Raw genomic sequence first — 24,922 nt, 5'->3', positions numbered from 1 at the left:
AATTAGAGAAACCCGTTGCAGAGATGCGACGGGTTTTTTGCATTTGGGGTTTAGGAAAAGGAGTTTAGGATTAAAGTACAGTGAAAACCCTATGGACCCTGAAACCAGTTCAGGGAGACGGAGTTTTAACTTAGAGGCGGTGTTTTGATTTCGCCCACACAGTTGTCTTCCTGACGAAGGTCAGGATCCAGAACACTCATGCTTGCCGTTGTTATTTTTACGCCTTTTTTTATTCCTTAAATGTAGGAAAACCTTGGACCCTGAAACCAGTTCAGGGAGACGAAGTTTTGTATTTAGAGGCGATGTTTTGATTTCGCCTACACCGCTGTCTTCCTGACGAAGGTCAGGATCCATTGCTCTCACGCTTACCATCGTTATTTTTACATATTTCTGTATTCCTAAAAGGCGGTGAGAAACTATGGACCCTGAAACCAGTTCAGGGAGACGGAGTTTTGTATTTAGAGGCGATGTTTTGATTTCGCCTAGACCGTTGTCTTCCTGACTAAGGTCAGGATCCATTGCACTCACTCACGCTTACCGTCGTTATTTTCACATACTTCTGTATTCCTAAAAGGCTGTGAGAAACTATGGACCCTGAAACCAGTTCAGGGAGAAGGAGTTTTGTATCTAGAGGCGGTGTTTTGATTTCGCCCACACCGTTGTCTTCCTGACGAAGGTCAGGATCCATAACGCTCATGCTTGCTGTTGTGATTGGTACACTTTTTTCACTGCTTAGGTGCTGAAAACCATAGACTCTGAAACGAGTTCAGGGAGACGGAGTTTTGTATTTAGAGGCGATGTTTTGATTTCGCCCACACCGTTGTCTTCCTGACTAAGGTCAGGATCCATTGCACTCACTCACGCTTACCGTCGTTATTTTCACATACTTCTGTATTCCTAAAAGGCTGTGAGAAACTATGGACCCTGAAACCAGTTCAGGGAGATGGAGTTTTGTATTTAGAGGCGATGTTTTGATTTCGCTTACACCGCTGCCGTCCTGACGAAGGTCAGGATCCATTGCACTCACGCTTACCATCGTTATTTTTACATATTTCTGTATTCCTAAAAGGCAGTGAGAAACTATGGACCCTGAAACCAGTTCAGGGAGAAGGAGTTTTGTATCTAGAGGCGGTGTTTTGATTTCGCCCACACAGTTGTCTTCCTGACGAAGGTCAGGTTCCATAAAACTCATGCTTGCTGTTGTGATTGGTACACTTTTTTCACTGCTGAAAGGTGGTAAAAACCATGGACCCTGAAACTAGTTCAGGGAGACGAATAATGAGACAAAAAGTCATACCGAAGCGGGATTGAACTTACACCGTTGTCTTCCTGACGTAGGTCAGGATCCTGAGTCATCAAATGCAGTATGAAACGACTTTATATATCAATACCAATGGGTATAAAAATTAATTCAGTTTTACTCAATCACTTAAATGTACTTTTTCTGGGGGGAATTTCCCAGGTGCATGACGCTTCATCGACTATCTTTTTATCATTTTCGATATTGATAGAATATCGACGTGTTCAACTCCAAGCTTGCTCAATGATATCAAGTTACCTATTTAGGTTGTTTTATTTGGGGGTACTGTAACGGATCTGGGTTGCTCACCCGTTACAGAGGATAGCTTTGATCAGTTCAGTGTTTCGCCAAGTGACACTGGTACATCTGTTTGTTCTTTTATGGTATTAAGCACTGCGACAAGCGTGCTGTGCTCACTTAACGGGTGTGCTCGTAGGGTAATTGTGTTGATCTCTCCTACGGCTGCTAATCGTGCAATATTCACATTTATATTTTCAAGCGTGATCTGACGATTATTTAAATATACTTGGTTTTGCTTATTAATGGTAAATGATGGGCTTATTTTTGGTTGTATTGTACTGATATTGTTGTCCGCACGATTCAACTCTAATGCCGTCTCGCGATTAAAGCTGGCGGTAACAATAAAGAAAATAAGTAAAATGAACACAACATCCAACATTGGGTTCATATCTACGTTGGCACTTTGTTGGGTAAGTATTTTTTTTGAGTTATTCATACAACGACTCCTTTTACGTTTCAATGTTAGCCTAAACTAAGGTTGTTTCTTTTTTTGGAAACCAACTGTGAACATTAATATTTACTTACAAATTACTGAAAAGAACTTTTAATATCAATCTGAGTGCTAAAGATGTGGGACTTCTAGTTTGATTTAAGGTAGCTGCAGGAAGGTTTTATTGTTTTAAAATGCGAAATAATGAGCGTCTTGTATTTATTGAGGGGGCTATTATTATTATTTTTGAATTTGTTCGATTCTGGGGTTGTTAGCTGCTTTTATTGTATTTACTGACTAGTTTTTGTTTTTATTGTGTTTATTTGAAATGAACTTGCCGTTATTTGGATTTAAGAGATATTTTTATAAATATGCTTATTGCTTTAAATTGTCATGAGGTGGTAACATATCGGCCCAACCGAATAGCAGATTATTGCTGCATTTCTATTTTTTAATTAATTCATATTTTTACGTACCACGTTCTCTTTTCGTAGATTGCGTTTTTGTGTGCGTGTGTGTTTTTTAAATAATATTTGCGTAATGTCGCTTTCACTCTGGTTGGCGCGCCTTAGCGAGAAACCGAGACACACGAGATTAAGATTAACAGTTTCTAATGAGGAACAGATATGACACACGATAAATTAAAAGTAGCTCAAAACTTAAGCCCTGTAGCGGCAGCGACAGCATTTGCTTTGGCTAGTTTTGTTGCAGCGCCAGTTATGGCTGAAGACGTTGCAGCAAAAAAAGAGTCAAAGATTGAAGCTATTACGGTAACGGCGACTAAACGTTCGCAAGTTATTTATGAGGTGCCTATCGCAATGAGTGCTTTCTCAGGTGATGATTTAGCTGCTCAAGGTATCTCTGATATTACTGATGTGGGTAAATTTGTTCCTAATCTTAATATTACCGGTTTTTCGGCAGGTCATAACTCATCGGCAAACCCCTTTATTCGTGGTATCGGTCTTCAGGATCATTTGATCACGACTGACCCTGGTGTGAGCGTTTACGTTGATGGTGTATACCTAGGCCGCCAAGTTGGCCAAAACTGGAATTTAGCAAACATTGAGCGCATTGAAGTTTTACGAGGCCCACAAGGTACTTTATATGGTCGTAACTCAATTGGTGGCGCCATAAATATTATCACCAAGCAGCCGGGGCAAGAAGCCGTTACGAAAATGAGTGCAGAGGTAGGTACTCGTGGTCGCCTAAAGGGCAGTATTTTTACGAACCAAGCCGTGAGCGACGACCTTGCATTTAATTTTAATCTTGGCTTTAATCGTCGTGGCGGGTTAGGTGAATTTATTAACCTACCAAATGCGGAATATGACGTGGGTGAAAACCAAGAGTTTCACGGTCGCTTTTCACTAAAATATAATGCTAGCGACGATTTACGTATTGTGTTCACCGCAGATGCGAATGACGGTGAAGGTGGCACGCGTCCATACACAACATTAATTGACGAAATGCCGAATGGACGCTTATATCAAAATGGATTACGTAATACCGATGTTGCGGCTGACCCATATGATAATGCTACGGGCACGCTTGCAACCTCAAAAGTATCTAATAAAGCAAATGGTCTATCATTGACCGCTGATTACGATATTAACGAAGACTTAGGCACTAAGTTCATTTTTAGCAAGCGCTCTTCTGAGTATATGGCTGGTCTTGATGATGATGGTACCAAGGTTGCGTTAGATCATTACCCAGAGCGTGGTAGCGCAGATCAAACATCAGTAGAGCTGCAGCTTACTGGCTACTTGGGGAATGTTGATTTTGTTACTGGTTTATACTGGTTTAACGAAGAAGGTAGCAATCGTCAAAGCGCTGACGAATCAAGTTTTAACGGCGGACCAACGAAATTAGAGCTAGATCAAGAAACAACCAGTAAAGCGGTTTTTGTGAACGTTGGTTACGATGCAACGGATGATTTACGGTTATCAGGCGGTGTACGTTACACCGAAGATGAAAAATCTGCGTCAACCAATGTATTCGATCCTGTCGGGACAATTCATTCACAAAGAGAGTGGGATGATGTTTCGTGGGAAGTGGCCAGTAACTACACTTTTGAGAATGGCTTAAACTGGTATGCGACTGTGCAGACTGGTTATCAATCTGGGCAGTATCCAGCCCGTCCTTATTTTTTGATCGGCCAGTTTTTTGGCGCGGGTGGATTTGATAACCCTGAAGCAGCGGCAATTGTACGTGCTAATAATGCATTTATGGCCAGTGAAAATATCAGCGCGATAAACTATGAAACTGGTTTTAAAGGCCAGCTAACCAATGATTTTAGTATGAGCGTGGCTTTATTTAATACAGAGTATGATGACTTACCTTATCAAGTAAATGTTGTAACTGATGCAGGCTTTGATACTAACAACCTGATTGTTGAGCAGACATCTCGTGGTATTGAGTTTGAAAGTACCTACATGGTAACTGATAATTTTACTGTACATTCAAGCTTAGGCTATATGGATGTCGATGTTGAAGAGCAAAACGGTGTAAAACCGGTCGCACCACTTACGCCTGAGTTAACAGCGGCAATTAGCCCATCTTATGAGTTTGAGTTAAGTAACAATGCATTACTTACCACGCGTGTAGATGTATCTTACCGAGATAGCATGTACGGTGAGCCAAGCTCAGACCCGCGCCGTATGACGGAAATCGACTCACGTACTACAGTAAATTTTGATATCTCGTATGCACCAATCAATGCTGATTGGACTGTATCTTTGTATGGTCGTAATGTATTTGATGAGCGTTATGATGATGCTCGTTTGAATACTGGCGACTATATCTTGCTTATCAAGAGCAATGATGCGAGTGAATTTGGTGTACGCTACAGTGCTACTTTTTAACTAGCTAGCGTAAAACCGAAAGTAAGTCGCTATCTATGTTGATAGCGACTTATTTAATGGTTTAGGGTTTTATTTACGATCTAAATTCATCACCTTAATCCAAGCTTTTACGAAGTCATCAACAAAGCGCTCTTTCGAGTTATCAAACGCATACACTTCTGAAATAGCACGTAGTTCTGAATTGGAGCCAAAAATGAGGTCGACTGATGTTGCACTCCACTGTTTTTGGCCGCTACTACGGCTCATACCTTTAAAGACACCTGGTTGATCAGATTTCTCCCATCGCGTCGCCATATCTAATAAGTTGACAAAAAAGTCATTGGTAAGCATGCCAGGGTTGTTAGTGAGTACACCATGTTCTGAGCCTTTATAATTGGCATTTAGCACGCGTAAGCCACCGACTAACACGGTCATTTCTGGTACGGTTAAATCAAGTTGATCTGCCTTATCAATGAGCATTTCAGTGGGGGACTTATAACTTTTCTCGGTGTTAAAATAGTTACGGAATCCATCAGCGTGAGGTGTTAACAAATTAAACGAGTTAACATCGGTTTGCGCCTGACTGGCATCACCCCGGCCTGCGGTGAAGGGGACTGTTACCTTCATTCCCGCATCGTTTGCTGCTTGTTCAATCGCGGTTGCTCCTGCAAGTACGATTAAATCAGCTAACGACACATGGCGGCGTTTTAAAAAACCATTGTTTGCTGTGGTTTGTATTTCTTTGAGGGTATTTAATACCTTAGTTACTTCTGCTGGGTTATTGGCTGTCCATTCTTTTTGTGGTGCTAGCGCGATACGTGCGCCATTGACCCCACCACGCATATCTGAGTCTCGATAGCTCGCAGCTGCGGCCCACGCAACACGAACCATTTCAGATACGGTTAAACCTGAGTTCGAGATGCTCTTTTTCAGTCTTTTTATGTCTTTACTTTTAAGTTGTGACTTTGTGCTATCTGAGATTGGGTCTTGCCAAATATGGGTTTCTTTAGGCACTTCTTTACCTAAAAAGTTACGAGTCGGGCCCATATCTCTATGCGTTAATTTATACCATGCTTTAGCAAACGCCAATTGATATTCTTTTGGATCCGCTAAGAAGCGTTCGGCTATTTTTCGATATGCCGGGTCATATTTTAAGGCTAAATCTGCAGTGGTCATTACTGGCGGGTTAAACTTTCCTTTAACATGTGCATCAGGAACAATTTTATGAAGTGACTTGTCAGTAGGAACCCATTGGATAGCACCAGCTGGGCTGCGCGTTTGCTGCCATTCAAATTGCAATAAATTACTTAAGTATAGTGAAGTCCAGCGTGTAGGCTGTTGGGTCCACGCACCTTCTAATCCACTGGTGACAGTGTCTTCAGAGTGGCCTTTACCACAGGTGTTTTTCCAGCCAAGGCCTTGCTGCTCTTGACCTGCAGCTGCTGGCGCTTTACCGACGCATTTCGATGGTTTGTGTGCACCATGCATCTTTCCAAATGTATGCCCACCAGCTATAAGGGCTAACGTTTCTTCATCATTCATCGCCATACGGGCAAAGGCGTGGCGAATATTTTTAGCTGAACCTAAAGGGTCTGGCTTACCTCTAGGCCCTTCAGGGTTTACATAAATAAGACCCATGTGAGTTGCCCCTAACGGGCGCTGCAATTTACCATCTTTTTCATGTCGGTCACTGGCGAGCATTTCAACTTCAGGGCCCCAGTATACTAAGTCAGGCTCCCAATCGTCAGCACGCCCACCGGCAAAACCATAGGTTTCAAAACCCATACTTTCAAGTGATACGTTACCGGCAAGCACCATTAAATCAGACCAGGATAGTGACTCACCGTATTTTTGCTTTATCGGCCAAAGTAGCCTTCTTGCTTTATCGAGGTTGCCATTATCTGGCCAGCTATTGAGTGGGTCAAAGCGCTGTTGCCCGCCACCAGCACCGCCTCGACCATCAAGTGTACGATAGGTACCTGCACTATGCCATGTCATACGAATAAAGAACGGCCCGTAGTTTCCAAAGTCCGCAGGCCACCAATCTTGTGAGGTAGTGAGCACCGTTTCTATGTCACTTTTTACTTTTGCTAAATCAAGACTCTTAAATGCTGCGGCATAATCAAAGTCATTGCCTAATGGGTTTGATCGAAGATCATGATCACGTAATGCCGATAGGTCGAGTTGATCCGGCCACCAGAACTGATTTGATTTAGCATGCCCATCTTTGGTAATACCTGATCCAATTGCTCCTTTAGGTTTGCTTATTTGATCTGATTGAGCGGTGGCAATATTCGATGCGAATACGAGCCCTATTAATATTGTGACTGCAGATTTGGAGAATACTTGCTGTTTTTTCATTGTCCCAGTTCCTGTTTAAACGATAGTGTCGTTCTGTAAGCCATGCCATCAAATAGATGGCATGGCTTTCTCATTACTTAGTACTAATTTAGAGTAATGAATATGTTGTTTAATGTATTTTGAATTAAAACGATTAGCGCAATCGAAAAACTCAATGTACTTAATTGTCCATTCCTGTTTTAGCGGTATTACATGGATTATTGTCAGTGTCTTTTATGAATGACGATAAATTGTAAATGTAATTAATCACATTTTTATCACATAAAAATAACAAATAAATGGCTATGTGTATTTATGCGAAAACTTGGGGCAGAGTGGTGTATGAAAGTGGCTAGAGTTCTGTTTTTAAGTCGAGTTGACTCCTGTAGTGTATTCGCCCGAAAGAGCTTTCTGTTTTTATAAAGAGTAGGAATTGGAATGCGTGAGTCGCTGCATTTGGGTAGTAAGTGAGAAATTTACCCATGTATTAATACAAATGCCCAGCTTTCACTTTTTCACAATTCGCGCACATTTTCCTACAGCTAAGTACACGAATATTACAGGTTGTGTCGGTATTATCGTTGTCATTGGAGCAAGTAATAGGACATAACATGTTAAATAAGATTTCTTTTTTAGTAGCATTATTCTGTGTTGGTGCGAGCCAGGCGAATGAATTAAGTGACCGTAATTTAGTGACTCGTTCTTTAACTGTGCAAGACAGTGAATTACAGTTTATAGGCGCTTTGGGATACGGTAAAAATGGTGATGAAGACGGCATTGATATAGGGTTGGATGCGCGATATGGCTTGAGCGATGACTGGACGTTAGGTTTAGGACATACCCGCTATCGGTTTTTAGAGAGAGGAAATAGTGATTTAGGCCTTGAACTGACTGTTGGTGCAGGTTTAAAAGGCATGTACGAAAAGTTAGGGCGAGGCAATGTTGATGTACTAGGTTATGGTGCTGATATTATGGGTAAATATGTTTACTCGCAAGATACTGCGCTAGTATTTGGTGCGCAATATGTGTTTTGGAATGTACAGCATACGGATAAAAATGCGGATGAATATCGGTTCAATTTAGGCGTACAGCATCAAGTATTTGAGGATGTGGTGATAAGTGCTGACTACACACTCAGAAGCTTAAATGATATGACGCAATCAACGGCACATGAAGCGTCGGTGTCAATGAATTATGCAATTTCTAAAAACTTAGATACAGGCGTGTTTGTTAACTACTCTAGTTTTGACCCAGTAAAAAATGGTTTTACGGCGGACAGTGCTAACAAACAAGGTATTGGTGGGTATATAAGCTATCGGTTCTAGTTATTAACTCTATGAGGTTTAACGATTTAGGACTTGTTGATATAGGTCAGTAATAAATGTTAAAAATGCACTTACTTTCGGCAACTTTGCCCGGTTTCGAGGGTAGAGTGCGTAAACATCAACTTCCGGCATTCCCCATTCAGGCAGGACCTGAGTCAAGGATCCTGCTTTTACTTCTGTAGTGCACATATATTCAGGTAGTACGGCAATACCTAATCCATCTAGCATAGACTGTTTGAGCAAAGCAAAATCATCAACCAGCAAGCGAGGCTTATTGAGAAGCGTAAAAGACTGACCATTACTTAAGCTTAAATGTAATCGAGTATCGTTATTTGCGGGGTTCATAATGAGTAACTGATGCTCTGCAAGTTGCTCTACAGCGCTTGGAGTGCCGTATTGCGCGAGATAACTTGGACTGGCAAACAGCTTACGGGAAATACTGCCAAGCTTTTTGGCGATAAGCGTTGAATCATCTAACTGGCCTATACGTATTACGACATCGAACCCTTCTTCAATAAAATCAACTCGACGATTAACCAAATTTAGTTGCACGTTGATCTCAGGGTATTTGTGCATGAATTGACCCAATGCAGGACGCAGCACCTGCTGACCCATTGCAACGGATGCACCTACTTTAAGCTGACCTTTGTAATTATTGAGTAATTCAACGACTGAATTGTTGGCTAAATCAATCTCTTCTTGAATGCGTTTGCAGTGCACTAGGTAGCGTTTACCCGCCTCGGTTAAGTGCTGAGATCGCGTTGAGCGCTCTAATAACGTGATGCCTAATTGCGTTTCTAAACGTGATAATTTTCGGCTGACGTTCGCTCTGGGGATCCCCAATCGATCAGCTGCTAAAGTGAAACTTCTCGCTTCTACCACCGCTAAGAAAACCATCATGTCATTTAAATCATGCTGCATACAGTAATTAAATATTGTTGTTGAATATGAGAATATCATACTAACAATGGTGTATATATCAATCTAATTGTGGGGCGTACTATGAGCACATCAACGAGATGATAAATCAATATGAAGGGGATAATATGCAAATATTAACAAAAAGCTCATTACCATTGGGTGGCTTTGCGGGTTTAACAGAGCATCGTTTGGTGACTGATAGTCGTGTGTTTGCTGGTAGAAAAAGTCCAGACACATTCGAAGGTATTGGTAATTTTGTTTACCTTGCGGATGCTCGATTTAATCCGATGGGTGAAACACATATGCACTCGCACAAAGAAATTGATGTTATTACCATTATGATGGATGGACGCATTAGTCATGAAGGGTCATTAGAGCATGGACAAAGCCTTGTTGCGGGTGAAACGCAGGTACAACGAGCGGGTGGAGAAGGGTTTGAGCACAACGAAGTAAACCCTGATAAGGCCAAAAATAGATTACTACAGCTATGGGTTTTACCGGATGAGCTAGGAGAGCCAGCAGCTTTTAAGCATTACACGTTACGTCAAGGGGTTACCCGGATCTATGGTGGTAGTAAGAAGCAAACTGACACGTTTTACAGTTCGACCACGATTGATATTGTACGTTTGAGTACAGGGGAGGTATTCAATGAAAACAGCGATGTGTTGATTTATGTGAGTAAAGGCAATGCTTTAGTCTCAAGTGGTGATGATAATTGTGAGGCTGATGAAGGAAGCTTAGTGCGTAGTAATGGTATTCGTATTGAAGCAAAAAATGACATTGAAGTTGTGGTTGTGACAGTGGTAACGAGACAGGTATAGTATTTAATTAAATACTTTAAGGACAAAACCATGGCATCGATTAATCCACACCTTCTTGCTTTCATTAACTATGTCGCACTCGTGCCATTGGTGTATTTTATTCCCGGCTGGATAGACCCTTATTTACCGAGTAATGAACTACTGCAAGTGTGTATTATTGTAGGATTGATTGTTCCTATCATATCTTATGTTGTTAACCCTGTAGCTGCATATTTTTTGGAGTGAACCCTCAGTGTAAGTGAACTGAGGCTTCTAGGGTTGTCATGATATAAGCTTTAATGAATCAAATTATAATTGTTGGTCTAGCCAGCTAACTATAAGTTTTTCTAAGTTAGGGTCTTTTTTAAATAGAGGGTACCCGTGTTCAGCGCCTTTGTAACTGATGAATTTACTGTTGCTGTGTGTGGCACTATCAAACAGCTTTTTGGCACTAATGTAAGTATTTCCATCTTGTTCAGCGGCAATAATGAGGGTGGGGGTGTTTGCTAAACTTGTTTGGTAACGGCGAATATTATCGTCATTTTGAGCCGATGAAAAAAATACCATGGCTGAAGTAGGCGCGCTTTGTGCGAGTGTTATAGCTTGAGCCCCACCACAGCTTGCTCCAATGACTGCGATTTGACCGTTTTTACCTGTTTTATGTTTCAAAAAATTGTATCCTATCGCGACATCACTTGGCCAATGTTTAGATAGATTTAGCCAAGCAGCACGTCGGCTGTTTTCAGGTAGGTCTCTTATTTTCTCAATATTATATTGTTGATTTTTACTTTCTCCAAAGCCTCTAAAATCGAGGCTAAGCGCATGTATACCTTGGCGAGATAACATATTACCAATACTTTTATACATGTTCCTGTTATGGTTGCACTGATGAAGCATTAATACGGCATTATGGCTTGTTATTGTAGACTCAAAAAAACCCGCTTTGAGAGTGAATTTATCTTGTGTGGTTAATGTGAGTTCTTGCGCATAGAGCGCGGTAGAAAAATAGAGGGAAAAGGTGAATACACCAAGCTTTTTATAATCTTTCATTATATTCCTTATAATTTGAATGTTCTTTCAAATTAACTATAACTTTACTCTTTTTCAGTGATTTTCGTTAAATTAGACAAAAAATGCGTTGAGATGAAAATGTTAGGCCAGTTTAATTATTCTCAATCACACCTCTGTAGCGCTAATGCTTGGTTGCAATACATTTAGTGTCGCTAGGGTAGGTTGTTATGCGTCAATACCTATCGTAATTTTGAAATAGCAATGTTTGGTTTTTAAATTAAGCTATTGATATATAATCTTATTTTTATTGTTTTTCTTTTTGTTTTCTATTTTCGAACAATAATAAAAAGTGATTAAGATTTTAATGAACCGCAAATGTACGATGAGTGCATGTTTTAGGAAAGGTATTGTAACCATGAAAAATAGACTTTTACTTACACTTATTAGTACTTTGTGTTTGAGTGCTTGTTCGCAAAGTATCACCCGTATTGAGAATGAATTGTTTTCAGTAACAGGAAAGAAATATCAAAATATGTACCCTAGTACGCATCAAGGGAGTGGCCCTCACCATGCTTATGATGAGGTAGATTTTGTACTACCTACTGAAAAGAAAGTGGTTGAGCAGGGCATGATCAGCTTTGCGCACTCAGGTATTGATAAGACGTTTGGCTTTGAATATGAGAAGTTACTCTCGCCTACTTTTGAAATAAGCAAAGGGAATGTCGGGCATATCACATGGCTTGGACATGCAAGTTTTTTAATACAGAAAACAAATGGTGATGCATTGGTGACAGATCCTGTTTTTGGGGAGTTTGATGGCTATGGTTGGCTCGGAAGTAAAGTCATTGATGACTTAAATCGTTTGGGTGAAGCACCGATAAAAGCTGACCAATTGCAGTTTGTAACAGGGGTCATGGTGTCTCACAACCATTACGACCACTTAAACAATGATTCTTTGAATGGTTTTAATGATGGCACCACTTTGTACTTGCCACTGGATACCGCTGATGATGTGAATTATCAGCAAGGCCCTATTGTTGAAATGGGGTGGTATACACAAACTCAACATAATAATACTGGCCTTCACTTTTTACCTGCCAATCATACATCTAGTCATGGTGCATTCGATACAGATGAAAGCTTGTGGGGGAGTTGGTTAATGGATGATGGTAAGCATAAAATTTATTTCGCCGGAGATACGGGTTATAGCCCTATTTTTAAAGATATACAGCAAAAAGTAGGCGATATAGATGTATGTTTAATGCCTATTATAGCGTACCCTCGCGGAGCAAGAAAAATGCATATGTCACCAGAAGATGCAGTACAAGCTGCACAAGACTTGGGTTGTAAAGTGTTTATTCCATGGGGCTACGGTACTTGGGCATTAGGTTTTGAACATGTTAATGAACCTTTACGCCGTCTAGAAAGAGCTGTTCAAGATATGAAGCCTAACTTTATTGTCAAAACTCTACTTGTTGGACAAGGCGTAAATTACGCTGAGCTATTAAGTGCGTCTAAATAAAGGCTAGTCTAAAGGTCAAAGTAGTATTACATACTAAGGTTTTGGAGGCCAGTGTATGAAAATACAGTGGCCTTTTTTGCTATCTCTTTTACGCCATCTTATATAAGATATTTTTAAACTCAAAAGTATGGAAATGTTATGGTTTTTCGAGGACTAGCTTGGTTAGCAGGCATTACATTAAGCGGCTGTGTCAATGTGGCTCATACAGAACATTTGATTGCAGAAGATTGGCGTTATGCCACAGATCCGCATGGAAGCAAAGTGATATTAAGTGGGCCACTAGTTGAAAATGGCCAAGTTGGTATCGAGTTTTTTCGTGTCCCCCGCGTTGATAAGAAAAATAACTCATGGGTTGAGTTAATTTATGACCTACCGAACGGGTCATTGGCTGATGTAAAAGCTATATCGTTAACCTATAAAAGTGATAAACCACTTATTATTAAGTTGTCGCAAAAAGACTATGGTGGGCAGGGTGATAAAAGCTACGCACATTATCAAATAAAACTGCCCCAAACTGGGATTGTTATAAGTAAAACGGTTTCTCTTGAAAGCTTTTCGCGTCCCGGTTGGACACCAATGTGGTCAAGTGATAAAGGCGTGATTAAAGAAAATATTAACGCGTTGTATTTTGTACCAGATTTGACTGATAAAGACGGTGGCTCTGCGAATTTGAATATCACCGAGTTGGCGCTGCTGTGACCTTAAAATAAATAGGTATTTGAACTAACAGATAAGACTGTAAGCATCTAGAGGGATTTGTTGTAATACATGTATAAAAGTTGGGAGGGAACTGCTTTTTAACCCTCCCCAGAGAGCTGTGATTATATCTGCGGACCCTGTAAATAATTCTGTGTAACTGCTCTTAGTTACAAGTATTCAGTTAGTCGGTCTTCAAACATAATCATAAAACGGTTTAGAGCTTGCTTCCAGTTATGAATAGGCATTGTCCACCTCTTGGAAGCATCCATTATCGCTAAGTACACCACCTTGCTAGCGGATTCATCTGTCGGGAACAGTTTACGTTTCTTGGTCGCTTTTCTGATCACACTGTTCAGAGATTCAATAGCATTTGTCGTGTAGATAGCTTTACGAATATCTTGAGGGTAGCTAAATAGAGTATTGAGATTATCCCAATGAGCCGTCCAGGAGCGGCTGATTTGAGGGTACTTTTCATCCCATTTATCACCAAAGTGCTCTAACGCCAACAGGGCTTCATCTTCCGTTGTTGCTTGATAGATTTCTTTTAAGTCAGCGGTAATTGCCTTGTAGTCTTTCCATGGGACGTATTTCATTGAGTTTCGCACCATGTGTACGATACAGAGCTGAATTTGAGTTTTTGGATAAACAGCGTTGATGGCATCAGGAAAGCCCTTCAGGCCATCTACACACGCGATGAGGATATCATTCACGCCTCGATTTTGAAGTTCGGTGAGCACGCTAAGCCAGAACTTCGCTCCTTCGGTTTCGGACATCCACATCCCAAGAAGTTCTTTCTGACCTTCCATATTTACGCCAAGTGCGAGATAAATGGCTTTGTTGATAACCTGTTTATTCTGGCGTACTTTCACGACGATGCAATCGAGATAAACGATGGGATAGACCGTATCAAGCGGGCGAGATTGCCACTCAACCACTTGTTCTAAAACAGCATCTGTAACTTTAGATATTAGACTGGCGGAGATATCCGCATCGTACATTTTTTTGAATGTTGCGACGATTTCACGGGTGGTCATTCCTTTGGCATATAGGCTTAAGATCTTGTCGTCCATCGATTGAAATCGGGTTTGATGTTTACGAACAAGCTTGGGTTCAAAGGACGCGTCACGGTCACGAGGGACTTCTAACTGGATCTCACCATCGTCTGTAATTAGGCGTTTAGATGAGTAGCCATTTCGACTGTTACTATCGTTAGTTGGTGAGTTTTTTTCGTAACCGAGGTGCTCATTAAGTTCAGCATTTAAGGCTGTCTCAACCGTCACCTTGGTTAACATTTTCCTAAAGTCATCAAGATCAGAAGGAGTCTTAATCGACTTAGCTGCTTCGCGAGCGAAGGCTTCTAGAGCTTTCTTATCCATATTGCTTATCCTCAGCCATTACTGGCTTAATTATAAGCAGATACACAATTTAAATTACAGGCTCTATCTGCGGCATCAACAAATTTCTCTGATGCCTGAATAGCAGGCTTTGCCTGTTTTACAGCCAAGGTAAACCGCTGTATCGCAGCCTGCACTGAAACATGTCCCTTGGGTTGGGCCTTGTCCACCAGCAATTTGCGGCGTTTGATTGTTTTTTAGCGAGGTTACATTGCTACTTAACTTTTTAATATTTTTCTTTTGTAGCTTTATTTTCATTTTTGTCGTCCTTTTACTTATTGATCAAAATACTGTATTGCAGTTCTCTCCTGGGGCTGAATAGCAGTTTCTACCGGTTGCACACCCTGCAAATACTGCTGTATCACACCCTACGCTATAACATGCACCACGAGTGAAGTTACCACCACCGGCTACTTTTGGCGTCTGACCCTGTGATAAATTCACACTATTTCCACTCAGTTTTTTTATGCTTTTTTTATTTAATTTTATCATCTTTATTCCTTTAAAAAGTTGAACTACTACTGTTTCATATTTTTTTATTTATATAAAGCTTTTTATTTTTATATAGTTGAAATGGTATAGGCGCACTTACTGTCTATTTATACTGTGTCATTGAACTATGAAAATTTCAGTTGAACATGGGTTCCATTACTACTACTTGTTATAGAAAACTCTATTTTTAACTGCTCACATAAACGTTTTACAATATTTAAGCCCTGACCGAGTCCTGAACTATGTTTTCCTTTTACACCAGCATCGAGCGCGTTATTTTTGAGTGAAGTACAGATCCCTTTACCGGTATCGCTAATGCTTAATACGTCATTATTATATGAAATAGCGACTGTCCCGCTACTGGTATATTTAAATGCATTACCTATTAAGTTGTTTAAGAGAATAAGTAGCTGGGTATGATCGACAGTAACGCGTTGTGTTTGGTCAATACTCACTTCAATGTTAATGTTAGGATCTGCTAGATATTGGTATTGCTGTAAAATACTTTTCTCAACCAAAGGCAAGAGCTTACAAGGCTCATATGCTTTTGGCTCTTCGCGGGCTAATGCAAGTAATACCTCTAGGCTTTGCTCTATTTGCAGTTGTGCGTTATTTATACGCTGCACGAGTTCTTTCTGCTGAGGATCTAGGCTGGTTTGCTGTAATAGTGTCAATGCTCCTTGGCTTATCGTTATTGGCGTTCTTAGTTCATGTGATACATCGCGAGTAAAATGTTGTTCTCTGTCTATAAATGCTTTGATACGTGCTAATGCGGACTCGAGAGTCAGAGCGAACGTACCTATTTCGTCATTTTTAAATTGTTTCGCAAACCCTTGAGGCAGCTTCTCGACAGGCGCATTATCTAAAATAGCCATAATTTTATCTAGCGGTTTTAAAAGTTGCTTAGCTAAACGGTGAGAGGTTGTTCCAATAGCAATAGCAATAACGACTAATATTGAAAGTAATATGAGTAATAAGTAGATCATTTCTTCTTTAAATTGCCTAACAACTAGATGGTCGCTCACTTCTGCAACTAGGTATCCGGGTTCCATATAATATAAATGGTAATACAAGCCATCCTCGGTTGAAAACTCACGCTGATTAGGTGCTTTTTTTAAAGCTAACTTAACGGTATTGGGTAATACGTCAGTGGTTGGGTAGTATTTTATAAAGTCGAGTTTAGGATCTGGGGTTAAATTTTTCGCGATTTGTGTTTGAACAGTGGCTTGTTCATCTTTAAGTAATAGATAAAAAAACCGATCTTCTACGTTATAGGCAAATATAAAGCTAAGAATACCGTAAAGTACACTCATCAGTAGTGTCAGCCCAATAAAGTGGGTAACAATACGATTACGTAATTGATTAGTTCTCATGAAGCAGCACCAGTTGTGGCATTACATGCTAGCGCAAAGCCAATACCATGGAGTGTTTTGATTAACGGCTCATCAAATGGTTTATCGATGGCTTTTCGCAACTGATAGACGTGTGACCTAAGTGCATCTGAATCGGTTATGTCTTCACCCCATATTTTATCACATAGCTCAGAGCGACTAACTGCTCTGGGGTGGGCTTCCATTAATATTGTCAGTATTTGTAATGGAATAGGCTGTAAAGTTATATCGTTGTTTGCCCGCTGTACCTGCTGAGTTTGCTTGTTTAAAGTTAACGGGCCAATATGCAGGGTATGATCACAGTTGATTAAGTGTCTTTGTGCTAGTGCATTGCAGCGAACCCAAAGTTCTTCCAGCGCAAATGGCTTTGTTAAATAATCATCAGCACCTTGCTGAAACCCAATCAACTTATCGTCTAGTGTATCTCGGGCTGTGAGCATAATTACTGGTATATGACGAGACGCTTGCTCTCGTAATTTGGCACATACTTGCAGGCCATCTATTTTTGGCAACATTAAGTCTAAAATAACACAATCAAAATACTCATTGAGCGCCATATTAAGTCCTTGTTCGCCATTCATGGCAAAATCTAAACTAGCACCTTGTGTTTGAAAGTAATCGGCGATGTTACTACTTATATCATTATGATCTTCAACTACTAACACTTTTAAATTTGCACGCACCATAAAAACTCCACGTTAGTCATTGCTAGGTTCTTTATTTAGGTTCACACAGGCTATGTGAAAAAATCGTGAAATGCGAGCGTTTTCAGTGCTTCACCAGCTACATTTTTTACACGTAATGGGTCCATCGATGTTCGCTCATGAACGTGCGATTTATTTTGCTGAGCATCTGAATGCGCCTTTATGGCAACCAAAGCAGGTTTACTTAGCGGGTGAAAAAGTCACACATCAGGGCATGATTCATCAGGCGCGTTGGTGGTTAAATACTGAACCAAGCAATACTAATGAAGCATGGCAGTTATTAGGAATGTGTTCAGAGCACCCATAATGATTTTACTCGTCATGTGAGGAGCAATTGTAAAGTTATGGGCGCTTAACCAATGCAGCGAGCATAACTTTACAGCAAGGATGGGTTTATATCTTTAAGTCACTTTACTGGATATGCTATTACCACGCTTCGCGTTTTCAAATAGTATCAATCCCCCTTGTACAATAAACAAGTAAGCGCCAGATTCAGGCATGATATATGCCAGCCCAATGCCGATTAGTGTAAAGCTCCAGCCTAACTGGCTCGGGAGTGAAAAACCCTGATTTATAGCTGTTTGCAGTGTTAAACCGAGTGTCATCCAAAAAAAACCAGTGACCAAAAACCAAGTAATGGCTTCTCTTTGAAAGTTCATTTCTCCGTGAATAATTGTCGAGCTAAACCATCCACTTTGATGCATGTCAGCGAGTGTTGACCACCCAAAAATTAATCCGACAGTTGTATGAAGTATGGCCGTTGCACAGAGTATATAACCTGAATATTTTGTTAATTGCATTGCTAGATGTCCTTATGTATATCTTGTAAAAATGATTTCGCTAATAACGTAGATAATTCTAAGCATTGATGAATACTAGGCTGTGGCTTCAAATGTAATAACCCTAAGAATTGGGCATATGACATGATGGCAAGTTTGTGGGCTAACTCAGCAGGGAGTCCCAACTCTTGATAACAGGTTTGTAAGTAGGTTTGACGGTGTGTGTCAATTTTTTTGAGGTGCTCAGCAATGAACGGTTCGGTTAAAGACCACGCTCTGATGTGAACTTCAGCTTCAATATTATTAGTGGCTATCACCTGATCGAGTCTATTTAGCTTTTCGAGAGGACTACTTTGTGTATCTGCTTGTGCAATAAAGTTGAGTGTTGTTTGCTCATACCAGTATTGCATCAAGGCATGTACAAAGTCGTCACGGTTTTTAAAGTGATGATAAAAAGACCCTTTTGTGACATTAAATGCATTGCACAAGTTAGCAATTTTAAGCTGTTGCGGCCCGAATTGAATAAGGTGCTTTAACGCATTATCAAGCCATTGAGTTTTATTATACTGGGGCTGCTTTGAGTTCATAAGCGTTGCTCTTTGACTGCGTTATGTATAACAACTCGCGCGATCACCCAATGAAAAGGGGTGATCAGCGCCATATATAATCGACCTATGGGAGTCTTAAGGTTCACTAATGTCGAGACAGTAGTCTGCTGATCATCTGTAGTTACACTCATGTAAAATTGCATATGTTTATCTTCTGCAAAGCTTATCACTTCGTGATCTTTCACTGAAATTACCGTCATGAACCCCGCAGCATCACCAAGTTTTAGGTCTGTTTTTTTCATTTCTAAAGAGGTAGTGGTACCGACCTTAAAGCCAAAGTATTTAACAATCTTATTTCGTATCGACATTAATGTATTTACCCACTTTGGCATGTGAGAGAAAATACTTAGCTGAGCTTTTGCAGCACTTAAAGTGGGTTTACTTAGAGGCGCACTTAGCGCATCTCGAAAACTATGTTTGGTGCGTTGAGATGCTAAAAAATCATTCTTCGGTATAGGTTTAGCTGTTACTTGCCACATAGATTCCTCTTATATTTAAGGTGAGTGATAAAACAAACCATACCAGATGGTATGTTTAATCTGTTCTTTTTTTACTCAAAAGTAAAGAGGGTTTTTTTTATAAATAATGTACTTGATATATAAATTAAATGAGAACCTAATTAGGTGTGCTTAATTGTGTTGCTGTAGAAAACGGCGTACCATTATTGTGTCATTTTAAGAGGAGAGACTAAATGTCTAAAAAACAAATAGGTTATGCGCATCAGCGCGGTGAAATTAAAGATAATGCACTTAAAGCTTTAGTAACTAGCCCGCTGTTTAAAACTAAAGTAGAGAAAGCGAAGAAAGGGAAAGGAAGTTTTAAACGTAAAGCTAAACACACAGGCCAAGAGCCTTATCTTATGGCAGCATAGTGCGAGCTTTAAAATAAGGCTTTTAGTTTTTAGTCCTCCCATTGAGAGGCGTTTACGAAATGTTGAGCTAGGTAGTCGATAAACGCCCTGACTTTAGGCGCAAGTAATCTAGAACTTGGATAAAGTGCCCAAATAGCGGTGTCAGATACTAGGGGGTAGTCAGGTAATACTTGAACCAAATTACCAGATTTTAAATGTTTATAGACGCTCCATTTTGAATTGATGGTAATACCCAGACCATTAATACAAGCATCTCTTATTGCTTCGCCGTTGTCTGTTCTAAAGTTGCCCGTTGTTTTAATTAATGTTTGGCCCTCGTCGGTATGAAACCCCCAATTCTCTAGACCTATCAGTGAAATACATTTGTGATTTTTTAGATCTTGCGGAGAGCTAGGCTGCCCATTTTGTGTGATATAAGCGGGGGATGCGCATAGTATACGGTGATCTGGTGCGAGCTTTCGGGCGATCAGTGTTGAGTCTTTCAGTTCAGAGTTACGAATGGCAATATCGAACCCGCCTTCCACTAAATCAACAATGGTATCAGATAGCTTTAAATCTACTTTTAGATCTGGGTACTGTGTTAAAAAGTCAGCCATGATCGGTACTAAATGCATACGGCCAAAAGAAGCGGGGGCAGCCACACGTAAAGTGCCTCTTGGTGAAAAACTTCCAGCGCCTACCGAGGCCCTTGCCGCCTCTACACTGGCTATAACATCTTCTGCATGAGGTAAAAATGCTTTACCTTCTTCAGTGAGACTCACTTTGCGTGTGGTGCGGTGTATTAACCGAACACCGAGTGCGCTTTCTAGCTTATTAATATGAGCACTAGCGACCGCAGGTGATAAACCCAGCTCATTACCCGCCATACTTATGTTGTGTGTGACAGCAATTCTAATGAATAGCGTAAGGTGCTCTATCTGCATGATTATCAATGAAATCTAAAAAGTGATTCTATATACTGCGCTATTATCAATGTAATTTCTAGTTTATATACTGCTAATTATTAAATGAAGTATAAATAAATAACGAGATAACGCAGAGGAATTAAGCATGAAAGCCATGGTGATAAATCGGTTCGGTAGTGAAGATGAGTTTGTATTAACGCAGGTAGAAAATCCGCAAGTTAAAGCGGGGCATGTTGTTATTAAAGTCGCAGCCACAAGCGTAAACACTGTGGATACTATGATCCGTCAAATGGGTAATGAGCTCCCTTTGGCTCCGGCTTTACCTGCGATACTGGGGATGGACTTTGCTGGTACCATCACTGAGGTTGGTGAAGGCGTTTTAGATTATCACGTAGGTGATGAAGTCTATGGTTGTGCTGGTGGACTTGCTGATTTACAAGGCACGCTTGCTGAATATATGCTTGCTGATGCGAAGTTGATTGCCCTAAAGCCGAAAAACTTATCAATGCGTGAAGCAGCTGCATTACCTTTGGTTGGTATTACGGCGTATGAAGGGTTAATGCGCGCAAATATTAAAGCAGGTCAAAACGTACTTGTCCATGGCGGCTCTGGTGGGGTGGGGCATGTTGCATTACAATTGGCAAAGCACTTTGGTGCACAGGTATTTGCCACCGGTGGGGGAGATGCGCAATTAGCGTTAATTGAACAATTGGGTGCTACAGCCATTAATTATAAAACCCAGAGCGTAGCAGATTATGTACAGCTACATACTCAAGGGGGTGGGTTTGACGTGGTTTTTGATTCTGTTGGTGGGCAAAATATGGCGAATTCATTCGCCGCAGCAGCGCTGAATGGTCAGGTTGCGTCAACGGTTTCTATGGTAGAGCTAGATTTATCGCAAGCGCACTTTAAAGGTTTATCTTTACATGTTGTGTTTATGCTGATCCCAATGTTACACGATCACCAGCGTGAAGCTCATGCACATATTTTGAAGCAATTGACGAATATAGCTGAGTTGGGCGGACTCCTGCCTATTTTAGATACTCAACAGTTTAGTTTAGAGGAAGTCGGTAGCGCCCATGCGCGTTTATCAAGTGGTCAAGGTATGGGCAAAGTCGTTGTAGAGCTTTAAACTACTGTAAAAAGGCAGTACATATGCTGCCTTATTCGCTAGTAGTATGAGCAATACATTACTTATTTTTAAATAAATAAGCACTGAGTAAGCCTGCTGCCATACCGAAAAAATGACTGCTCCAGCTAATATTAGGTTGGTAACTAAGTAGAGAAAATGCCAGTCCCCCATAGATAAAAAATACTAATATTGCGATGGCTATATTTTTCATATTACGCTGAAAAACAGCCAAACCAAGCAAGTAACCCCATAGACCAAAAACCATTAAACTAGCACCCGCATGATGTGCGCTTGCTCCTAATAACCACACACAGCTACCAGCGGCTAATGTAATAAAAGTAAACACTAAAGCAAACTTTTTCAGTCCACTTTGCAAAGTCAAAAAAGACAATATACATAACGGAATCGCGTTGGATGCAAGATGTCCCCAATTATGGTGGATCCAGGGTGCGAGGGGGATCCCAATAAGGCCGTCTACAGTCCGTGGATAGATACCAAATTGCGAGACAAGTCCGTGAGTGAAGGTATTGATACATTGTATGGCGACCATGATAAACAGTATTGTCGTCACAATGCGCAGAGATTGCTTAAATGGCATAACAGCTACCTATTGCAACGTTAGTAGTGATACATGGCTTCATTCTCATGCTACTCATCATCATTTTGATCATTTTCGGTGTTATCGTCGTCTTCGCTATCGGCAGCATTGTTACACCGTGCAGACGAACTTGAGGTCGATGATCTATTATTATGTGACGGTTCATAATATGCTGTGCGTGCTTCTTGTTCAGTGTGTTGCTTGATATCTTCAAGTATAAGACATAACTCGTTTTCATCAGTTTCATTTTGAAACAAGTCGTTTAGTGTGCTTTTAGAGTACTGATCATCGTATTCATCGTATTTATCGTATTCATCGTATTCATCGTATTCATCGTATTCATCGTATTCACGATGTTTATGATAAAGAGCGGCTCCTAAAGCGCTAGCAGTAGCTTTCTTATGTTTGTTCTTTTTTAACTTATGTAAAAGTAAATGATGAATTTGCGCCGAAGATAGGCCTGCTTTCTTTCCCTGCTTCAATATATGCTGGAGGCGCTGATCACGCTTACTATATTTTGCATTTTCGTATATATGGGTTGACTTTACAGCGAGCCATATAAAGAAAAACAGAAATAGCGATTGCACCAAAAGAGTTTCCACATTATGTTCAGAAGAAGCAATGTCACCCCAGCTTATAATAATGAGTGTTAAAGCAAAAGCAGAGCTAGATAGAAATAACACGATGGCAAGCAACCTGAGCAGGGCGCTCTTTATTTTTCTAATGAAGTTCATGGTTTAGGCGTGTTTTTGTTAAATGTACGACGAATATTGTGTTCCATTTTTTCTAAATCTTCCCTAGATAAATCTGTTACGGATTCTAATGCATCGAGGTTCGCAGCGGCTGACTGCTTTATTTCATGTTGCTTTTTGTTTTCCTGATCTGCTTTTAATGCTTGCTCGCGTATTTTCTCTTGTATTAAGTGCTCTTTCTCTTTATCGCTCAGCGGTGGTGGTGACTTTTGCGTTTTTTTAAATAATGTGACATCTTTTGATGAGACTGCATTCATATAAAACCGATAGATTTTGTATGTCAAAAACACCATTGAGATGATGATAATAAATAAAAAAGATAGGGTAATTGTATCCTTGTTGGTTTTATAGGTATTGATGAATACAATGATCATTAATAAAGATGTGAGTGCGCTACATGCCATAAAAACTCCTGCTACCCCTTTCTTCACCTTAATAATAATTTCTTTTGGTATTTTCATATCTACAATGTAACTTATAAAATCAAGATGTTTCTAATATAACTACTTTATTTTTTTAGGTAAAGTTTTTCACTCTTGAGGTTTTGATTTTATAGAGTTTTTATAAGTTTTGAGGGGGTGCCCGAGGAGGTGTTAATTCTTATGAAAAAGAGAGGGGGGGTGCTTGTTTCGGTGCTTTTTATGTAAATGTTAGGCGTTTCAGTGGTGATGCGTTTTATAAATTATGTTTGAGCGTTGATTGCTGGTTTGTGTGCGCTGTAATAAATAATAGTTTAGAGAGTAAAATGCTATTTTTTAAAATTAGTTGCTTGGTTATCTTTGCAATATATGTAAAATAGTGTTCTGGAATTTAGTATAAAAGCAGATCAGGTGACAATGAATGTCCGATTTTAGAGTTTGGAAACTTATTAGTCTGTTTTGTTTGTTTAGCTTAATGCTGGGCTGTGAATCGAAAGAAGAGCGGACTCAACAAACAATCAAATACACACTTCAAGAAGCATCTAAAGAGATTAATGCTCTGGGCGATGCGCTTGAGAAAAAACAAATACGCAATGCTGTATTACTCAGTGAATACAGCAGGGTATTGAGTCAACAAAACCCCCAACTTAGTGCGATTGCACAGCTCATAGGGCAAGACGCTTCTACGCAGGGTCCGTTATATAAAAATCTATTAACACGTTATAGCGAGCTAAAAACACCTGCCGCGAATATGAATAGTGACGATATTATTACCCAAGCAACGTTATTAAAAGAAGCCGCGACGCGTAGTTTATACTCTGATGCATTAACCGATCCTATTAATGTGCTTGCCGACATGTCGAATGGCACTCTTGCTAGAGTTGGCGCAATCAGCAAAGCCGCTGAAGATGCCGCCAACAACGGGCAGGCCAATGTGGGTAATCAACTAGTTGGTAATGCCAACTATGGCCAATGGGAAACTAATTCAAGTGGCACCAGTTTTTGGGTGTGGTATGGCATGTACCGTATGCTCGGCGATTTAGTGGGAGATGTTGACTATGGTGGTTGGAGTAAACGCCGTCGGTACAGTTACTATAACGATTATGGCCGCAAGCGATACACCAGCTATAAAAAGTATCAACGTCAAACAGTGGTAGAGCAACGAACCCGTCAATCATATAAAAGCCAGGGTAAGCAATTTACGAGCCCTTACGCGAAAAAGAAATCGGGCGCATCTGGGTTAAGTCGCAGTAGCCATACCCCTTCATCAGCAACACGCAGTAGCTACTCTCGAAATAGTAGTTATGCCAAGTCTAGTTCTGGCTCAGTGCGTAATAGCTCAAGTAGAACATCGCGCGGCGTGAGCCGAGGCAAGTAACGAATTAGATAGCG

General features: G+C 40.4%; 27 protein-coding genes. 10 read left to right on the top strand and 17 right to left on the bottom strand.

What is annotated here, in order from left to right; all coding sequences use genetic code 11:
• Positions 1–180: 180 nt before the first annotated feature.
• Both PCIT_RS07515 and PCIT_RS07510 read right to left on the bottom strand, forming a co-directional pair.
• Positions 181–519, bottom strand: a complete 339-nt coding sequence (locus tag PCIT_RS07515) for a hypothetical protein (protein WP_010367988.1) — start codon at positions 517–519, stop codon at positions 181–183.
• Positions 520–1,631: 1,112 nt separating this feature from the next.
• Positions 1,632–2,036 carry an ExbD/TolR family protein gene (locus PCIT_RS07510; protein ID WP_010367992.1) on the bottom strand — a complete coding sequence of 135 codons (405 nt, stop codon included), beginning with the start codon at positions 2,034–2,036 and terminating at the stop codon, positions 1,632–1,634.
• A 620-nt stretch (positions 2,037–2,656) separates the two neighbouring features.
• On the opposite strand from PCIT_RS07510, the gene PCIT_RS07505 reads away from it, so the two are divergent.
• On the top strand, positions 2,657–4,888 hold the full coding sequence (locus PCIT_RS07505) for a TonB-dependent receptor (RefSeq protein WP_010367994.1): 2,232 nt from the start codon (positions 2,657–2,659) through the stop codon (positions 4,886–4,888).
• Positions 4,889–4,957: 69 nt separating this feature from the next.
• Here PCIT_RS07505 and katG read toward each other — a convergent pair whose 3' ends face one another.
• Positions 4,958–7,228, bottom strand: coding sequence for a catalase/peroxidase HPI (gene katG / locus PCIT_RS07500; protein WP_010367995.1), 2,271 nt, complete (start codon positions 7,226–7,228; stop codon positions 4,958–4,960).
• Positions 7,229–7,818: 590 nt separating this feature from the next.
• On the opposite strand from katG, the gene PCIT_RS07495 reads away from it, so the two are divergent.
• Complete coding sequence (locus PCIT_RS07495) at positions 7,819–8,532, top strand: hypothetical protein (RefSeq protein WP_010367997.1); 714 nt, start codon at positions 7,819–7,821, stop codon at positions 8,530–8,532.
• 18 nt (positions 8,533–8,550) lie between these two features.
• On the opposite strand, the gene PCIT_RS07490 is transcribed toward PCIT_RS07495, so the two are convergent.
• On the bottom strand, positions 8,551–9,453 hold the full coding sequence (locus PCIT_RS07490; protein ID WP_010368000.1) for a LysR family transcriptional regulator: 903 nt from the start codon (positions 9,451–9,453) through the stop codon (positions 8,551–8,553).
• Positions 9,454–9,578: 125 nt separating this feature from the next.
• Between PCIT_RS07490 and PCIT_RS07485 the strand changes: the two genes are divergently transcribed.
• Both PCIT_RS07485 and PCIT_RS07480 read left to right on the top strand, forming a co-directional pair.
• Complete coding sequence (locus PCIT_RS07485; RefSeq protein ID WP_010368002.1) at positions 9,579–10,274, top strand: pirin family protein; 696 nt, start codon at positions 9,579–9,581, stop codon at positions 10,272–10,274.
• 30 nt (positions 10,275–10,304) lie between these two features.
• Complete coding sequence (locus tag PCIT_RS07480; protein ID WP_010368005.1) at positions 10,305–10,499, top strand: hypothetical protein; 195 nt, start codon at positions 10,305–10,307, stop codon at positions 10,497–10,499.
• Between the two features lie 63 nt (positions 10,500–10,562).
• On the opposite strand, the gene PCIT_RS07475 is transcribed toward PCIT_RS07480, so the two are convergent.
• Complete coding sequence (locus PCIT_RS07475) at positions 10,563–11,303, bottom strand: alpha/beta hydrolase (protein ID WP_010368006.1); 741 nt, start codon at positions 11,301–11,303, stop codon at positions 10,563–10,565.
• Between the two features lie 376 nt (positions 11,304–11,679).
• On the opposite strand from PCIT_RS07475, the gene PCIT_RS07470 reads away from it, so the two are divergent.
• Positions 11,680–12,786 (top strand): MBL fold metallo-hydrolase, encoded by a 1,107-nt coding sequence (locus PCIT_RS07470; RefSeq protein WP_010368008.1) that lies wholly within the window; start codon positions 11,680–11,682, stop codon positions 12,784–12,786.
• 138 nt (positions 12,787–12,924) lie between these two features.
• Complete coding sequence (locus PCIT_RS07465) at positions 12,925–13,485, top strand: hypothetical protein (RefSeq protein WP_010368010.1); 561 nt, start codon at positions 12,925–12,927, stop codon at positions 13,483–13,485.
• Between the two features lie 167 nt (positions 13,486–13,652).
• On the opposite strand, the gene PCIT_RS07460 is transcribed toward PCIT_RS07465, so the two are convergent.
• The 5 genes from PCIT_RS07460 to PCIT_RS07440 form a co-directional block, all read right to left on the bottom strand.
• The gene (locus PCIT_RS07460; protein WP_192992781.1) at positions 13,653–14,861 is read right to left on the bottom strand and encodes an IS256 family transposase; all 1,209 of its coding nucleotides are present in this window, start codon (positions 14,859–14,861) and stop codon (positions 13,653–13,655) included.
• 75 nt (positions 14,862–14,936) lie between these two features.
• A complete protein-coding gene (locus tag PCIT_RS07455; protein ID WP_010365795.1) occupies positions 14,937–15,137 on the bottom strand; it encodes a hypothetical protein in 201 nt (66 codons plus the stop codon).
• 24 nt (positions 15,138–15,161) lie between these two features.
• Complete coding sequence (locus PCIT_RS07450; protein WP_010365796.1) at positions 15,162–15,371, bottom strand: hypothetical protein; 210 nt, start codon at positions 15,369–15,371, stop codon at positions 15,162–15,164.
• Between the two features lie 125 nt (positions 15,372–15,496).
• A complete protein-coding gene (locus PCIT_RS07445) occupies positions 15,497–16,744 on the bottom strand; it encodes a sensor histidine kinase (RefSeq protein WP_010365797.1) in 1,248 nt (415 codons plus the stop codon).
• Positions 16,741–17,448, bottom strand: a complete 708-nt coding sequence (locus tag PCIT_RS07440) for a response regulator transcription factor (RefSeq protein WP_010365798.1) — start codon at positions 17,446–17,448, stop codon at positions 16,741–16,743. Before PCIT_RS07440 ends, PCIT_RS07445 begins: the two co-directional genes overlap by 4 nt.
• A 127-nt stretch (positions 17,449–17,575) precedes the next feature.
• On the opposite strand from PCIT_RS07440, the gene PCIT_RS07435 reads away from it, so the two are divergent.
• Positions 17,576–17,773, top strand: a complete 198-nt coding sequence (locus tag PCIT_RS07435) for a carbohydrate-binding protein (protein ID WP_010365799.1) — start codon at positions 17,576–17,578, stop codon at positions 17,771–17,773.
• Positions 17,774–17,867: 94 nt separating this feature from the next.
• Here the strand turns inward: PCIT_RS07435 and PCIT_RS07430 are convergent, their stop codons facing one another.
• Genes PCIT_RS07430 through PCIT_RS07420 form a run of 3 tightly spaced genes read right to left on the bottom strand, consistent with a single transcriptional unit; the run spans position 17,868 to position 19,332 of the window.
• On the bottom strand, positions 17,868–18,266 hold the full coding sequence (locus PCIT_RS07430) for a DUF6463 family protein (protein ID WP_010365800.1): 399 nt from the start codon (positions 18,264–18,266) through the stop codon (positions 17,868–17,870).
• A 2-nt stretch (positions 18,267–18,268) separates the two neighbouring features.
• The gene (locus tag PCIT_RS07425; RefSeq protein WP_010365801.1) at positions 18,269–18,832 is read right to left on the bottom strand and encodes a TetR/AcrR family transcriptional regulator; all 564 of its coding nucleotides are present in this window, start codon (positions 18,830–18,832) and stop codon (positions 18,269–18,271) included.
• Positions 18,829–19,332, bottom strand: coding sequence for a DUF2867 domain-containing protein (locus PCIT_RS07420; protein WP_010365802.1), 504 nt, complete (start codon positions 19,330–19,332; stop codon positions 18,829–18,831). The genes PCIT_RS07425 and PCIT_RS07420 overlap by 4 nt, the downstream gene beginning before the upstream one ends.
• Positions 19,333–19,544: 212 nt before the next feature.
• Between PCIT_RS07420 and PCIT_RS07415 the strand changes: the two genes are divergently transcribed.
• Positions 19,545–19,724, top strand: a complete 180-nt coding sequence (locus PCIT_RS07415; protein ID WP_010365803.1) for an alternative ribosome-rescue factor A — start codon at positions 19,545–19,547, stop codon at positions 19,722–19,724.
• 29 nt (positions 19,725–19,753) lie between these two features.
• Here PCIT_RS07415 and PCIT_RS07410 read toward each other — a convergent pair whose 3' ends face one another.
• Positions 19,754–20,647 carry a LysR family transcriptional regulator gene (locus PCIT_RS07410; RefSeq protein ID WP_010365806.1) on the bottom strand — a complete coding sequence of 298 codons (894 nt, stop codon included), beginning with the start codon at positions 20,645–20,647 and terminating at the stop codon, positions 19,754–19,756.
• Between the two features lie 127 nt (positions 20,648–20,774).
• On the opposite strand from PCIT_RS07410, the gene PCIT_RS07405 reads away from it, so the two are divergent.
• Positions 20,775–21,761 (top strand): zinc-dependent alcohol dehydrogenase family protein, encoded by a 987-nt coding sequence (locus PCIT_RS07405; protein WP_010365807.1) that lies wholly within the window; start codon positions 20,775–20,777, stop codon positions 21,759–21,761.
• A 58-nt stretch (positions 21,762–21,819) separates the two neighbouring features.
• Here the strand turns inward: PCIT_RS07405 and PCIT_RS07400 are convergent, their stop codons facing one another.
• Genes PCIT_RS07400 through PCIT_RS07390 form a run of 3 tightly spaced genes read right to left on the bottom strand, consistent with a single transcriptional unit; the run spans position 21,820 to position 23,515 of the window.
• Positions 21,820–22,359 carry a rhomboid family intramembrane serine protease gene (locus PCIT_RS07400; protein ID WP_010365808.1) on the bottom strand — a complete coding sequence of 180 codons (540 nt, stop codon included), beginning with the start codon at positions 22,357–22,359 and terminating at the stop codon, positions 21,820–21,822.
• 50 nt (positions 22,360–22,409) lie between these two features.
• Positions 22,410–23,093 (bottom strand): hypothetical protein, encoded by a 684-nt coding sequence (locus tag PCIT_RS07395; protein WP_192992782.1) that lies wholly within the window; start codon positions 23,091–23,093, stop codon positions 22,410–22,412.
• Positions 23,090–23,515: a hypothetical protein gene (locus tag PCIT_RS07390; RefSeq protein WP_010365810.1), complete on the bottom strand. Its 426-nt coding sequence runs from the start codon at positions 23,513–23,515 to the stop codon at positions 23,090–23,092. The genes PCIT_RS07395 and PCIT_RS07390 overlap by 4 nt, the downstream gene beginning before the upstream one ends.
• 436 nt (positions 23,516–23,951) lie before the next feature.
• Between PCIT_RS07390 and PCIT_RS07385 the strand changes: the two genes are divergently transcribed.
• Positions 23,952–24,908 (top strand): hypothetical protein, encoded by a 957-nt coding sequence (locus PCIT_RS07385; RefSeq protein ID WP_010365811.1) that lies wholly within the window; start codon positions 23,952–23,954, stop codon positions 24,906–24,908.
• Positions 24,909–24,922 lie beyond the last annotated feature (14 nt).

It is taken from the genome of Pseudoalteromonas citrea, from assembly GCF_000238375.3.
GTDB lineage: Bacteria > Pseudomonadota > Gammaproteobacteria > Enterobacterales > Alteromonadaceae > Pseudoalteromonas > Pseudoalteromonas citrea.
The sequence above is the reverse complement of the archived record's forward strand: the minus strand, read 5'-3'. Positions and strand labels throughout refer to the sequence as shown.

Bases quoted from the DNA above. Each gene is read 5' to 3' on its own strand.
- PCIT_RS07515 (WP_010367988.1), bottom strand. From the start codon at position 519: ATGGATCCTGACCTTAGTCAGGAAGACAACGGTCTAGGCGAAATCAAA.
- PCIT_RS07510 (WP_010367992.1), bottom strand. From the start codon at position 2,036: ATGAATAACTCAAAAAAAATACTTACCCAACAAAGTGCCAACGTAGAT.
- PCIT_RS07505 (WP_010367994.1), top strand. From the start codon at position 2,657: ATGACACACGATAAATTAAAAGTAGCTCAAAACTTAAGCCCTGTAGCG.
- katG (WP_010367995.1), bottom strand. From the start codon at position 7,228: ATGAAAAAACAGCAAGTATTCTCCAAATCTGCAGTCACAATATTAATA.
- PCIT_RS07495 (WP_010367997.1), top strand. From the start codon at position 7,819: ATGTTAAATAAGATTTCTTTTTTAGTAGCATTATTCTGTGTTGGTGCG.
- PCIT_RS07490 (WP_010368000.1), bottom strand. From the start codon at position 9,453: ATGCAGCATGATTTAAATGACATGATGGTTTTCTTAGCGGTGGTAGAA.
- PCIT_RS07485 (WP_010368002.1), top strand. From the start codon at position 9,579: ATGCAAATATTAACAAAAAGCTCATTACCATTGGGTGGCTTTGCGGGT.
- PCIT_RS07480 (WP_010368005.1), top strand. From the start codon at position 10,305: ATGGCATCGATTAATCCACACCTTCTTGCTTTCATTAACTATGTCGCA.
- PCIT_RS07475 (WP_010368006.1), bottom strand. From the start codon at position 11,303: ATGAAAGATTATAAAAAGCTTGGTGTATTCACCTTTTCCCTCTATTTT.
- PCIT_RS07470 (WP_010368008.1), top strand. From the start codon at position 11,680: ATGAAAAATAGACTTTTACTTACACTTATTAGTACTTTGTGTTTGAGT.
- PCIT_RS07465 (WP_010368010.1), top strand. From the start codon at position 12,925: ATGGTTTTTCGAGGACTAGCTTGGTTAGCAGGCATTACATTAAGCGGC.
- PCIT_RS07460 (WP_192992781.1), bottom strand. From the start codon at position 14,861: ATGGATAAGAAAGCTCTAGAAGCCTTCGCTCGCGAAGCAGCTAAGTCG.
- PCIT_RS07455 (WP_010365795.1), bottom strand. From the start codon at position 15,137: ATGAAAATAAAGCTACAAAAGAAAAATATTAAAAAGTTAAGTAGCAAT.
- PCIT_RS07450 (WP_010365796.1), bottom strand. From the start codon at position 15,371: ATGATAAAATTAAATAAAAAAAGCATAAAAAAACTGAGTGGAAATAGT.
- PCIT_RS07445 (WP_010365797.1), bottom strand. From the start codon at position 16,744: ATGAGAACTAATCAATTACGTAATCGTATTGTTACCCACTTTATTGGG.
- PCIT_RS07440 (WP_010365798.1), bottom strand. From the start codon at position 17,448: ATGGTGCGTGCAAATTTAAAAGTGTTAGTAGTTGAAGATCATAATGAT.
- PCIT_RS07435 (WP_010365799.1), top strand. From the start codon at position 17,576: ATGTTCGCTCATGAACGTGCGATTTATTTTGCTGAGCATCTGAATGCG.
- PCIT_RS07430 (WP_010365800.1), bottom strand. From the start codon at position 18,266: ATGCAATTAACAAAATATTCAGGTTATATACTCTGTGCAACGGCCATA.
- PCIT_RS07425 (WP_010365801.1), bottom strand. From the start codon at position 18,832: ATGAACTCAAAGCAGCCCCAGTATAATAAAACTCAATGGCTTGATAAT.
- PCIT_RS07420 (WP_010365802.1), bottom strand. From the start codon at position 19,332: ATGTGGCAAGTAACAGCTAAACCTATACCGAAGAATGATTTTTTAGCA.
- PCIT_RS07415 (WP_010365803.1), top strand. From the start codon at position 19,545: ATGTCTAAAAAACAAATAGGTTATGCGCATCAGCGCGGTGAAATTAAA.
- PCIT_RS07410 (WP_010365806.1), bottom strand. From the start codon at position 20,647: ATGCAGATAGAGCACCTTACGCTATTCATTAGAATTGCTGTCACACAC.
- PCIT_RS07405 (WP_010365807.1), top strand. From the start codon at position 20,775: ATGAAAGCCATGGTGATAAATCGGTTCGGTAGTGAAGATGAGTTTGTA.
- PCIT_RS07400 (WP_010365808.1), bottom strand. From the start codon at position 22,359: ATGCCATTTAAGCAATCTCTGCGCATTGTGACGACAATACTGTTTATC.
- PCIT_RS07395 (WP_192992782.1), bottom strand. From the start codon at position 23,093: ATGAACTTCATTAGAAAAATAAAGAGCGCCCTGCTCAGGTTGCTTGCC.
- PCIT_RS07390 (WP_010365810.1), bottom strand. From the start codon at position 23,515: ATGGCATGTAGCGCACTCACATCTTTATTAATGATCATTGTATTCATC.
- PCIT_RS07385 (WP_010365811.1), top strand. From the start codon at position 23,952: ATGTCCGATTTTAGAGTTTGGAAACTTATTAGTCTGTTTTGTTTGTTT.